The sequence below is a fragment of the Amycolatopsis sp. MEPSY49 genome (assembly GCF_051337345.1).
Classification (GTDB): Bacteria; Actinomycetota; Actinomycetes; order Mycobacteriales; family Pseudonocardiaceae; genus Amycolatopsis.
Genome location: NZ_JBDLYJ010000003.1, coordinates 412552 through 424200, shown reverse-complemented (window position 1 = coordinate 424200; position 11649 = coordinate 412552). Strand labels below are relative to the sequence as shown.

Below are 11649 nucleotides of genomic sequence, written 5' to 3'. Positions count from 1 at the left end.
AAATCGCCGTGGCCTATTCGCCGAGATCCGCCGCGAGGTCCTGCTCTCACCTTCATGCTTGCGAGCTATCGGGTCAAGCGCGGGCCGAGCCGTAGCACCGGATCACTCTCGCGTCCCGTCGACAGGACAGTGAACGGCTTAACGTGTGCGACGATCCGATCATCCACCACCTCGGTCACGGCGGCCGGTTTCCCGGCTCCCACCGAAAGGGGCATATTGTGTTCGTTCCTGACCACTACCGTGAACCGGACGGGTCGTGGCTGGTCGACCTCGTTCGCGGCAATCCGCTCGCCCAGCTCGTAAGCAACGGTCCCGCCACGGAAGGACCCCATGCGACACACGTGCCGGTCATCCTCGACCCGGCGGCCGCCGAGCCGGACAGGGCCGACCTGACCGGGATGACCTTGTGGGGACACATGAACCGGGCCAACCCGCACTGGGCCGCGCTCGATCTGAACACCCCCGTCGTGGTCACCTTCACCGGCCCGCACGCGTACGTTTCGCCGACCGTCTACGAGATGACACCTGCTGCGCCGACGTGGAACTTCACCGCGGTCCACGTCCGCGGCCGCCTGCACAAAGTCGAGTCCGGCGAATCTGGGCAGGAAACACTCGAAACGGTAAAGGCCACCGTGCGGGCCTTTGAGGCGGAATTCGGCGCGAGCTGGCCCATGTCGGATTCACTCGACTATTTCCGCCGCATACTTCCCGGTGTCGGCGCTTTCCGCGTTGCCGTGACTCATACCGACGGCATGTTCAAGCTCAGCCAGGAACAGAAACCTGACGTCCGCCGCCGGGTGAAGAACCACTTCGCCGCCCGGGAATCCAGTAACCACCGCGCGATAGCAGCTCTCATGGACCGCCTCACCGCCGTCGAGTGACCGGTCGTGAGTGGTGGTCGGGCAGAACGCCGGATCACCACTCACGCCCCGTCACTCCGCAGGATCGCCCCGGAGCTCCAGGGTGCAGCACTTCACGCTGCCGCCGGCCTTGAGCAGCTCCGACATCTCGACGCCGATCGGCTCGAAACCGCGTTCTGCCAGCTGGTCGGCGAGCCGCTTCGCCTGCCCGGGCAGGATGACGTGCCGGCCGTCGGAGACGGCATTCAGCCCGAAGGCTTCGGCGTCGGCGTCGTCCGCCAGGATCGCGTCCGGGAAGAGGTCGCCGAGCAATGCGCGACTCTCCTCGGAGAAGGCGCGCGGATAGTACATGATCTCGTTCCCGTCGAGGACGGCCAACGCCGTGTCCAGGTGGTAGAAGCGCGGGTCGACCAAGGTCAGGCTCCGCACCGGTCGGTCAAAGAAGACACGGACCTCGTCATGTGCCCGGGGTTCACTGCGAAAGCCGCAGCCGGCCAGAAACGTGTCACCCGCGAGGAGAAAGTCCCCCTCGCCTTCGTTCAGGTGCTCGGCCTGCCGGACCTCTCGCCAGCCGTGCCGGCCGAACCAGCCGAGGTAGGACGCCGACTCGGGAACTCGGTACCGGTGCCGGAACCGGGCGACCAGCACGCGCCCGTCGAGGGTGATCGCTCCGTTGGCGGCGAACACCATGTCCGGCAGGCCGGGCTCCGGTTCGATGAGCTCCACCTGGTGCCCGAGCTCGGCGAACAGGTCATGCAGCCACTTCCACTGGGCGAGCCCGACGTCGGTCGCGGTGGGTCGCGCCGGATCCATCCAGGGGTTGATCGAGTAGCGCACGTCGAAGTAGGCCGGTCGGCACATCAGGAAACGCCGTTGTTTCGCAATCCTCATGTCTGTTCCTCATCGGTTTGGTCGGATCCGTCCGTCACCGGGACGGCGCCACGGGATCCGAGTCAGGAGCCAACGCAGACTTCGCGTTGACCGCGCTGGTGACCCCGGGCGCGACAGCCGCGTTCGCCATGACCTCTTCGGTGGTCATGCCCATGAAGTGGATGATCGTCTCGTGGTTGGTCGACCGGACGGCGCTTTCCGCGCCGGTGCGGTAGTAGAGGTCCACCGTGGTCGGCGCCGGCTTCAGGTCCGGCCGCCCACCCGCCCGCAGCGTGGCGATGACCGCGGGCACGTCGTAGTCCAGAGCAACCCCCTCGATCAAGTGGTATTCGCCGCCGCGTACCGAAACCCGGCCGGGTTCAGCACCGTCCGCGCCACAGATCGGCTGGGTCAGCAGGTCATAACGGAAGATCTCGTCGAGCAGCGGCACGGCGTCCGCGGGCAGCAACGGCCGGATGCTTTCGTCCCACCAGCGGCGAAGCAGCCGCTTCGCTCCGGGATCGGTGTAGAGCCAGCCGATCCCCGTCTCGAGGTCTCCGGCACCGCCGATCGCGCTCTCCATCGCGGCCCGCAGGGGCTCCGCGGCCGGTTCGTCGACGCGTTCTATCCACTCCTCGAAGTTCCGGAGCGCCTGCGACTGCGTGACGTCCGTGAGCTCGCGCAACCCGACCCAGGTGTGCCGCAGCACGCACATCTCGGCGATCACCCGGGCCCAGTACAGGAACCGGGCCATCCGCTGGTTCTGCGCGAACGAGACCGTGCGGTTGGCCAGCATGTACTCGAAGTCGTCGGCGTCACCGCGCACCGAGATGATCCCGTGCTGCTCCTTCTTGTCCGCGTAGTCGGTGTTGGGCAGCATGAGCATCGGGTAGCACGCGATCCGGGAGACCTTTCTGGACAGCCGGTCGTATCCGGCCATGAAGGACTCGACCGTCTCGCCGGGAGCGCCCCAGATCAGCTCGGCGTAGCAGTCGAGCCCTTCCTTGGTCAGCCACTCGACGAGGTCCTCCCAGTCGTTCACCTTCATGTTCCGGCGGTTCATCAGGTCGAGCGTGCCCTCGTCGAGGGTCTGCAGCGCCAGGGTGAACGAACTGCGCATGCCGGCGTCCTTCATCATCCGCACGATCCGGTAGAACGTCTTGGACTTGTTTTTGGCCCACGACGTCTCCAGCGCCCGCGGGAAGCCGTGCTGATCGCGAAGCTCGATCAGGTCCTCGACGAACTGCACGTCGCCGGGCAGCAGCCCGAAGTTCGCATCACACAGAACGATCGTGTGCACCTGAAGCTTCGCGAAGAGCTCGAGTTCGGCGCGCAAGCGTTCGCGTGAGAAGGCCCGGACCTTCTGCCCCGTCGCGCCGCCCCAGTAGCAGAACGCGCACTTGTACGGGCAGCCGCGGTTGGTCTCCATCAACGCGACGTCGTAGCGGAATCGGCCGGACTCGTCGGTCAGCTCGACGGCGCCGGTCAGGAACGGTGAAGGGATGTCGTCGAGGTTCGTGATCCTCGGTCTTTCCCCGGTGCTGACCACGCGACCGCCCGGATCCAGGTACGTCAGCCCGGTGATCCCGCCCAGGTCACGCGGCGACACACCGTCGAGATACGCGCGGAGTACGTCCGGGAAGACGAGTTCTCCCTCACCGTCGACCACCACGTCCACCTCGGGGAACATCCGGAAAGCCCGCTCACCCTGGTGCGCGACGTGCGTACCGCCGAAGATCACCCAGCCGTCTGGGTTGAGCTGCTTGAACGTCTCGGCGAGCGCGCCGAAGCTCCGGTAGTTCCAGCCCAGGACGGAGAAGGCAAGGACATCGGGGACCCCTTGCCCGAACAGGTCGTTCGCCAGGCTCGAGAGCGTGCGGCCACCCCGGTAGTTGTGGATCGTGATGTCCGTTTCGCGCTGAATGCGCTCGTCGGCCAGCGCGGACGCCTTGAGATAGCCCATGGCCAGCGGCATCGACTCGAGGGGCGAGTCCCAGACGCCTTGCTGCACCAGGGAGATGGCTGCTTTCACGGTTCGTGGCATGCGAGGCTCCCAGAAAGGAGAGCGGTTCCGTTTCACGGCACCGAAGAAATCGACGCATTCTCTCGCCGGAACCAGCCGGGCAACAAGATCAATTCCCAAGGAAGACCTTGGCGATCACGGAGAGAATTCCACAGATAGCGGAATGCGTGCCGCCACCTTAGCAAGCCCGCACAGCCACGGACAAGCAATCGCAATTACTCCAGATATGAATAGCACAGAATGGAATTTCGTCCCGACAAAGGGCATCCGGCGCTCGTCAGCAGGCCACTGTCCCGTCGACAGGACACCGCCACCTCGGCAACCGGCCCACCTCTGCACACCTTGTCGGCGTCCGGCGCGCACTCGCCAACGCGACCAAGACGAAGCCGCTTATCCCCACCTACACTGAGATTCACCGCCGCGATGACCACGGAACAGCCGCGATTCACCGGAGGATCCATCGACTTCCCAACCGGTTGGCATGCGGCAAGTTCTCGATCATCCGGATTTCGCCACACTTCTGCTTGGGAGTCGAATCGTTGACCACGAACGACGAAGTTCTCGATCCGGTCACCAGCCGGATGCCGGACGTGCCGCCCCAGCCGGGCTCGCGTCACGACCCCGCACAGGTACTGCTCACCCGAGTGGGCCTGCAGATCCCCGCCGAACTGAGCTACGACGACTGGGCGCGGGCAGGCCACCGGCTCTCGGGAATAGTCGATTCGTCGTCGTGGTGCCTCGGCGACTGGCTCGTGTACGGGAAGAAGAATTACGCGGACCGCTACAAGAGGGCGATCGACGCCGCCGGACTACAGTACCAAACGCTACGCAACTACGCTTGGGTTTCCCGCCGCTTCGAACTGCACCGGCGCCGACCGAGACTGACCTTCCAGCACCACGCGGAGGTGGCGTCGCTGCCCCTACTCGACCAAGAACGCCTTCTCGACGAGGCGGAACAGCAAATGTGGACGACGAAGCAACTGCGGACCCGCATTCGCGACGAACGAATCGGCCACGCGAGCGAAACGGTAAATCCGGTGATCATTCCCCGTATCGAGGTGCCGGACGCCAGGCTCGCCTGGTGGCGCGAGGCCGCGGACCAATCCGGCATGCCGTTCGAGGACTGGGTACGCGCCACGCTCGACGGCGCGGCCGAAGAGGCCCTCGACGACGTCAGGACTGACCACGTGGCACTGCGCCGGCTGCCGGGAGCCGGCGCGGCGCCGGAGGCACAAGACGGTTGACGTCGGGCACGGCGTCCCGTTGACAGGACGAGGAAGGCGCCGAGAAGCGGCCGCCCCGCGCCAGACGGCGATCTCGCCCGCACGGCGGGCAAGCCGCTAGCCTGCTGATCGGACCGGGCTTTTCCCGGGATCGCCGACGAGCGGCCGAATGTGCCTCGTCACCCGAGCGGGCAACACGCCAATCGCCCATGGGAACAGAGGAGAAATCCGATGACCACCAGCATTCCCGATCGGTGGGGCACCCACCCGGACCACATCTGGTTACGGGGGATCCGACCGGAGCAGCGAGTGCAGTTCGACGACAAACGAGGGTTGTGGCACGTCTACGGCTACCCGGAGGCGGTCGAAATCCTCTCCGACCCGAAGGTCTATTCGTCCGACACCGCGCGGCTGTTCCCCATCGACATCGACGAATCGCTCCACGAAGGCGATGTCACGCACATGGATCCCCCGGAACACACCAAGATGCGCACGCTGATCAGCAGCGCGTTCACGCCGAAGGTGGTGGCCGACCTCGAGCCGCGGATCCGGGCCATCACCCACGAACTGCTCGACGAGGTCGAAGGACAGGACCGGTTCGAGTTCGTGAAGGCGCTAGCGTTCCCGCTGCCGGTGATCGTGATCGCCGAACTGCTCGGCCTGCCGGCGAGCGATCGCGAGCTGCTCAAGGACTGGACCTACAAGATCACGGAGAGCAAGAGCCCGTTCACCCTCAAGGACAGCACTGCGGCCGAAGAGAAGACCAACCTCCAGGTCTTCGACGAGATGAGCCGGAAGCTCAACGACTACCTGCTCGATCACCTCACCGAACGGCGGAAGCGGCCCCGGGAGGACCTGCTGACCCGGCTCGTCCAGGCCGAAGTGGACGGCAAACGGCTGACCGACAACGAGGTCGCGGGGTTCTCGAGCATCGTGCTGTTCGCCGGGCACATCACGACCACCCTGTTGCTCGGCAACACGCTGCTGTGCCTGGACGCCACGCCGGACGAGGCCGTACTCGTGCGGGACGACCGTTCGCGGGTGCCGGCGGTGATCGAGGAGACGTTGCGTTTCCTCTCCCCCTTCCCGGCGACCTCGCGGGCCACCACGGAGACGGTGGACCTGGGCGGGCAGAAGGTACCCGCCGACCAGATGCTGGTCGTGTGGCTCGGCGCGGCGAACCGGGACGAGCGCCAGTTCGAGCGGCCCGACGTGTTCGACCCGTCCCGGGATCCCAACCCGCACATCGGGTTCAGCCGCAGCAGCCACTACTGCGTCGGCGCACCACTGGCCCGTCTCGAAGGCCGGGTCGCGCTCAACGTCCTGTTGGACCGCTTGCCGTCCCTCGGCGTCGACCCGGACGAGTCGCCGGTGTTCTTCCCGGCCATGGACCTCGCCGGCGCCTGCGTGCTGCCCGTCCGCACCGTGTAGCGCCCCACCGACCACAGCAACGAGAGGAACGACTCCGATGGACCAGCCTTCGCTGCCTCAGGTGGCCAGCGGATACATCCCCGCGCAGATTCTCTACGTCACCGTGGAACTGGGCATCGCCGACCTGCTCGCCGACGGCCCGCTCAGCTACACCGAAGTCGCCGAGAAGACCGGCACCCATCCGCGCACGCTGCGCAGCTTGCTCCGGGCGCTGGTCGGGCAGGGCGTGGCGACCCAGGTCGACACTGACCAGTTCGCGCTGACCGAGCTCGGTGGCCAGCTTCGCACCGGCGCACCGGGCTCCGTGCGGGAGCAGATCATGCTCACGACCGCGCCGGAACTGTGGCGCGCTTGGGGCGACCTGGCGACCATCGTGCGCACCGGCGAACCGTCGCGCCAGCCCGGCACCGGGTGGACGCCGTTGGAATGGCTGCTGCAGGACCCCGAAGGATCGGTCAAGCTGCACGAGCTCTCGGGACAGAGCACCCGCGCACTCGCGCCGGGCATCGCCAGGGCGGCCGACTTCACGCGGTTCGACCGGGTCGCCGACATCGGCGGCGGCGACGGCACGCTGATCGCCGGGATCCTGGCCGCGGTGCCGGGCCTGCACGGCATCCTCTACGACCTGCCCACCGCGGTGGAAACCGCCGCGCCGACCTTGAGCGAGGCGGGCGTCGCCGACCGGTGCCAGGTCGTCGGTGGCGACTTCTTCGAGTCCGTGCCGGCCGGCGCCGATGCGTACGTGCTGAAGTACGTGGTTCACGACTGGAACGACGACCAGGTGACCACCATCCTGCGCAACTGCCGGGCGGTCATGCTCGGAGAGGGCCGGCTGTTCATCGTGGAGACCGTGGTTCCCCCGATCATGACCGCGGACAACCCGATCGCCGTGGCCGATCTCGGCGTCCTGGTCGGATGTGGCGGCGCCGAACGCACCGAGGACGAGTACGAGGCGCTGCTCGAAGCCGGCGGCTTCACGCTCGCCGGGGTCAAGGATGTCCTGCTCGGCACGGAGCCGTCGGGTCTCCAGGTCATCGAGGCGGCCCCCGCCGCGTAACCCGGAACGGGCCGGCACGACGAGAGTCCACTGAAGATCTGTGAGGTCGTTCGATGGAGTACCGCATCCTGGGACCCGTTGACGTGCGGGACGGCGGCACCGAAGTCCCGCTGGATGGGGCGAAGCAGCGCACGGTGCTGGCAGCCCTGCTCATCGCCGACGGTTCGCTGGTCTCCGCAGCCAGGCTCAGCGACCTGCTGTGGGGCGACCGGCCACCGGCGACGCTCAACGCCCAGATCTACAACAACATCTCGCGGCTGCGGAAAACCCTTGGTAGCCGGGCGAGCATCGTCCGTCGCTCGCCCGGCTACCTGCTGCACATCGGTGCCGCCTCGTTCGACCTCGTCGAGTTCGAGAACCTGGCCGCGCGCGGCCAGTCGGCGCTGCTGACCGGCCGGTTCGAGGAAGCGAGGCACCTCCTGCGCGCCGCACTGCAGCTCTGGCGCGGTCCCGCCCTCGCGAACGTGTCGGAGCACCTCGCCGGCGTCGAGGGGCCGCGGATCGAGGAGACCCGGATTTCCGTCCTGCAGAACCGGGTCGAAGCGGATCTCGCGACCGGACGCCACACGGAGGTGCTGCCGGAGCTGACCAGGCTCGTCGGGCAGTACCCGCTGCGAGAGCGGTTCCGCGCCCAGCTGATGACCACGCTTTACCGGTGCGACCGGCAGGCCGAGGCGCTGGCGTTGTACGACCAGGGCAGGCTGATGCTCGCCGACGAGCTCGGCGTCGAACCCGGGACGCTCCTGCGGGAAGTGCACCAAGCCATCCTCACCGCGGATCCCGCCATGCACCGCCCGCTCGACCGCCGGCTGGTCGGCTGAGCCGGACGGGTCCCCGTTCATGTCTCCGACCAGCCCCGGTAGCTGCGCATGCCGTAGATCAGGGGCCGGCAGTCGTCTTCCCAGGTGACACCGAACGGAACGCCGAAGACCACTACGTGGTCGCCGACCGGCATCGTCTTCACGATCCCGCAGTCCGCGACGGCATGGGCGTCCTCGGTCAGGTGCGGGCCCGCCGCGTGCCTGCCCAGGGTCCAGTCCACCAGGTCGAAGCGGTCGGGGTTGCCCGAAGAAAACAGCTCGGCGGTTTCGCGTGCGTCCTCGTTCAGGAGGTTCACTGCGAACCGGCCGCGAACCAGGACGGCCGCCAGCGTCGGGCTTTTCGCCCGCAACGAGACGAGGAGCGTGGGCGGGTCGAGCGTGACGCTGCACACCGACGAGCACGTCATGCCCCAGGGCGTTCCCGCGAGATCCAGGGCGGTGACCACGGCCACGCCGGTCGGGAACCCGCGCATCATCGCGCGGAATCCCTCCGGCGTCGCCGCTCCCGCGGATCGGGTGAGTGAATCGGTCACGAGATCCCATCCTGCGCGTCGACGGTGATCCGGGCGGCCGAGCGGCGATCGATCAGCAACAGCAGCGGTCCGGTCATCATGGTCGTCACCACGGCCATCACGACCAGCGCGACGAACATCGGCCCGGTGAGGATGTGTGCGCTGTAACCGACCTTGAGCACGATGAGCTCCGTGAGACCGCGGGTATTCATCAGGACCCCCACCTTGGCGGCGCTCCGGACGGGCCGACCGGCCAGCCGGGTCCCGAGGTAGCTTCCGCCACCCTTCCCGAGCACGGCCATCAGAATCGCGACGACGATCAGCGACCAGGGCAGCGTGCCCACACCGGTCGCGAACACGGTCAGCCCGGTCACCACGAAGAAGACGGGAATGAGTGCGCGCCCGAACCTGGTCACCGAGGCGACGACCTTCGTCCAGGCTCCGTCCGGTGGCACGGCGAGCCCGACCAGGACGGCACCGAAGATAGCGGTCAGCCCGAGCCGTTCCACGCTCAGAGCCACCACGAGCGCGATGGCGCCCAAGAGCATCGCCGTGACTGCTGGCCGCCGGCCACAAAGAGAACCTGCCGCGCGGCTGCGCATCGCGTACCGCACCGCCAGAGCGGCCAAGGCACCACCGCCGAGCACGAGGACGGCCTGCACGAAGCCGCTCAACCGCCCGGAGGCAAGCCCGACGGTGACCGAGAGCAACAGCCAGCCGACGGTGTCGATGACGACCGCCGCCGTCATCGACAATCGGCCTTCTGTGGTTTCGCTGATGCCGCGATCGGCCAGGATCCTCGCCAGCACTGGAACCGCGGTGATCGACAGCGCCACCGCGCACATCAGAACGAAAGCCGGAAGCGGTGCGCTCCCCCGCACGTCGGGACCTTCGACCAGGATGATCCAGCACGCGAACAACCCGCCGGAAGCCAGTGCGGGCACCAACCCGCCGGCGACGACCCACCCGGTGGTTCGGCGTGAAAAGCGCTTCTCGCCGGGGCGAAGCTTGTGGGCCAGCCCGACCAGGAAAAGGATCAGCCCTATCTCGGCGATCAGCTTGAGCACGTCGACGACCGCGCCAGGGAGCACCACGGCGAAGTTCGCGGGCCCGAGCACCGCGACGGCGGCGGGCCCGGCGAGCAAGCCCGCGGCGATCTCGCCGATCACCTCGGGCTGCCGCAGCGTGCGAGCGACGAGCCGGCCGAGCCAGCCGATGGCGAACACGACGGTCAGGGCGATGAGCACGTGCATGCCCCGGAGCAGGGCTTCCGCCGCGGTCATGAGCGCATCTGGGCGAAGTACTCGTATTGCGTGGGCAGCGTGTCGACCAGGAAGCGCGCTTTGTCCCGGATCGCCGCGAACTCCTTCTGCGCGGCGGTGTCGTCCGCGAGACCCAGTGCTGGCGACGGGCGTAACGGGATCGCACCCATACCGAGCAGGATGCACATGTACGAGTACGGCGGCAGCCCGTGGTAGTACGGGAAGACGTTCTCCGAGTCGGGCAACTGGACCTGCCAGCGCTCGATCCGCTCGGCCAGCGCGTCGGGCACCGCCCTGGTCTTGGTGTCCTTCCAGTACTGGGTGTCGTCGCGAGCCGCGCTCCGGTAGTGCACCACCAGGAACTCTCGCACTCCGTCCATCACGTGCGCGACGGCGGAGTTGTACCGCTCGCGCAAGATCGGGTGCCAGTCACCGGCCGGGAAGTACTTGACGAGCTGTTCGATGGCGTGGTGGATGAAGAAGATCCCGGTCGACTCCAGCGGCTCCACGAACCCGCTCGACAGCCCGATCGCGACGCAGTTGTGCTTCCACGACTGTGCACTGCGTCCGATTCGCATCCGGATGTGGTTGGCCTCGACCTCGGCCGCCTCGGGACCGACGAACTCGCGCAGTGTCCGTTCGGCCTCCTCGGGAGTGCAGTAGTCCTTGGCGAACACATAGCCGGTGCCGATCCGGCCGAACAGCGGGATCGTCCAGATCCAGCCCGCCTTCTGCGCGGTGGCGGTGGTGCAGGGCCGGATACCGACCTTCTTCATGTCGAGCGGAACCTGCAGGGCGACGGCGCTGTCGTTGGGAAGCGTGTCCTGGTAGGACTCGAACGGCACCTCGAGCGCCTTGTTCAGCAGGAGTCCCCGGAAACCCGTGCAGTCGACGAACAGGTCGCCATGGATGTCACCGTGCTCCTTCGTGACGACGTGGTCGATCCAGCCGCGCTCGTCCAGCCGGACGTCCTGGACCTCGTCCACGATGTGGCGCACGCCCCGATCTGTCGCGTATCCGGTGAGGTACTTCGCGAGCAAGGCGGCTTCGAAGTGGTAGGCGTAGGGGAACTGCGTCTTGCCCTGGTGCTCGGACATCGTCAGCCCGATCGGCTCCTCGGCGCCCTCGACGAACTCCTGCTCGAGCAGCGAACCGTTGAGGTATCGCGGGCTTCGTCCGGCGTCGCAGAGCGACGCCATCACGAAGCAGTCCTTGTCGAACCTTTCGGTGGCTCCGCTTTGGAGCCACCAGTCGGTCAGCGGGAACCCGGCGACCGAGCGCATCTGCTCGAACGGGTGGTAGAAGTGGTGCCCCGGCCGACGCCAGTCCTGGAACCGGACAGCCAGCTTGTAGGTGGCGTTGCACGCCGGCATCCAGTCTTCTTCCTTGAGGTCCAGGAACTCGAAGAAGTGCCGGATGTCGCTGAAGGTCGCCTCGCCGACCCCGATGGTGCCGATCTTTCCCGACTCCACGAGCGTCACCGACAGCCGGTCGCCGAAGGCCGCCTTCAGATACGAAGCAGTCATCCACCCCGCAGTACCACCGCCGACGATGACGACCTGGTCAGGGTTCTTCACACTCACATCAGCA

At 67.1% G+C, this 11649-nt stretch carries 10 protein-coding genes; 5 read left to right on the top strand and 5 right to left on the bottom strand.

The window, feature by feature from the left end:
- Nucleotides 1–143 precede the first annotated feature (143 nt).
- Nucleotides 144–881 carry an FMN-binding negative transcriptional regulator gene (locus ABFJ78_RS16730; RefSeq protein ID WP_436387258.1) on the top strand — a complete coding sequence of 246 codons (738 nt, stop codon included), beginning with the start codon at nt 144–146 and terminating at the stop codon, nt 879–881.
- Between the two features lie 51 nt (nt 882–932).
- Here the strand turns inward: ABFJ78_RS16730 and ddaH are convergent, their stop codons facing one another.
- On the bottom strand, nt 933–1751 hold the full coding sequence (gene ddaH / locus ABFJ78_RS16725) for a dimethylargininase (RefSeq protein ID WP_436387257.1): 819 nt from the start codon (nt 1749–1751) through the stop codon (nt 933–935).
- Nucleotides 1752–1785: 34 nt separating this feature from the next.
- A complete protein-coding gene (locus ABFJ78_RS16720; protein ID WP_436387256.1) occupies nt 1786–3774 on the bottom strand; it encodes a KedN5 family methylcobalamin-dependent radical SAM C-methyltransferase in 1989 nt (662 codons plus the stop codon).
- 518 nt (nt 3775–4292) lie between these two features.
- Between ABFJ78_RS16720 and ABFJ78_RS16715 the strand changes: the two genes are divergently transcribed.
- The 4 genes from ABFJ78_RS16715 (at nt 4293) to ABFJ78_RS16700 (ending at nt 8285) form a co-directional block, all read left to right on the top strand.
- On the top strand, nt 4293–4997 hold the full coding sequence (locus ABFJ78_RS16715; RefSeq protein WP_436387255.1) for an LmbU family transcriptional regulator: 705 nt from the start codon (nt 4293–4295) through the stop codon (nt 4995–4997).
- 210 nt (nt 4998–5207) lie between these two features.
- Nucleotides 5208–6407 (top strand): cytochrome P450, encoded by a 1200-nt coding sequence (locus ABFJ78_RS16710; protein WP_436387254.1) that lies wholly within the window; start codon nt 5208–5210, stop codon nt 6405–6407.
- Between the two features lie 37 nt (nt 6408–6444).
- Nucleotides 6445–7464: a methyltransferase gene (locus ABFJ78_RS16705; RefSeq protein WP_436387253.1), complete on the top strand. Its 1020-nt coding sequence runs from the start codon at nt 6445–6447 to the stop codon at nt 7462–7464.
- 53 nt (nt 7465–7517) lie between these two features.
- Nucleotides 7518–8285 (top strand): AfsR/SARP family transcriptional regulator, encoded by a 768-nt coding sequence (locus ABFJ78_RS16700; protein ID WP_436387252.1) that lies wholly within the window; start codon nt 7518–7520, stop codon nt 8283–8285.
- Nucleotides 8286–8302: 17 nt separating this feature from the next.
- Here ABFJ78_RS16700 and ABFJ78_RS16695 read toward each other — a convergent pair whose 3' ends face one another.
- Genes ABFJ78_RS16695 through ABFJ78_RS16685 form a run of 3 tightly spaced genes read right to left on the bottom strand, consistent with a single transcriptional unit; the run spans nt 8303 to nt 11636 of the window.
- Nucleotides 8303–8818 carry a flavin reductase family protein gene (locus ABFJ78_RS16695; protein WP_436387251.1) on the bottom strand — a complete coding sequence of 172 codons (516 nt, stop codon included), beginning with the start codon at nt 8816–8818 and terminating at the stop codon, nt 8303–8305.
- Nucleotides 8815–10080, bottom strand: a complete 1266-nt coding sequence (locus tag ABFJ78_RS16690; RefSeq protein ID WP_436387250.1) for a cation:proton antiporter — start codon at nt 10078–10080, stop codon at nt 8815–8817. Before ABFJ78_RS16690 ends, ABFJ78_RS16695 begins: the two co-directional genes overlap by 4 nt.
- Nucleotides 10077–11636, bottom strand: coding sequence for a tryptophan halogenase family protein (locus ABFJ78_RS16685; protein WP_436387249.1), 1560 nt, complete (start codon nt 11634–11636; stop codon nt 10077–10079). The genes ABFJ78_RS16690 and ABFJ78_RS16685 overlap by 4 nt, the downstream gene beginning before the upstream one ends.
- Nucleotides 11637–11649 lie beyond the last annotated feature (13 nt).

Excerpts from the sequence above, each read along its gene's own strand:
- ABFJ78_RS16710 (WP_436387254.1), top strand. The coding sequence starts at position 5,208 with ATGACCACCAGCATTCCCGATCGGTGGGGCACCCACCCGGACCACATC.
- ABFJ78_RS16690 (WP_436387250.1), bottom strand. The coding sequence starts at position 10,080 with ATGACCGCGGCGGAAGCCCTGCTCCGGGGCATGCACGTGCTCATCGCC.
- ABFJ78_RS16700 (WP_436387252.1), top strand. The coding sequence starts at position 7,518 with ATGGAGTACCGCATCCTGGGACCCGTTGACGTGCGGGACGGCGGCACC.
- ABFJ78_RS16720 (WP_436387256.1), bottom strand. The coding sequence starts at position 3,774 with ATGCCACGAACCGTGAAAGCAGCCATCTCCCTGGTGCAGCAAGGCGTC.
- ABFJ78_RS16705 (WP_436387253.1), top strand. The coding sequence starts at position 6,445 with ATGGACCAGCCTTCGCTGCCTCAGGTGGCCAGCGGATACATCCCCGCG.
- ddaH (WP_436387257.1), bottom strand. The coding sequence starts at position 1,751 with ATGAGGATTGCGAAACAACGGCGTTTCCTGATGTGCCGACCGGCCTAC.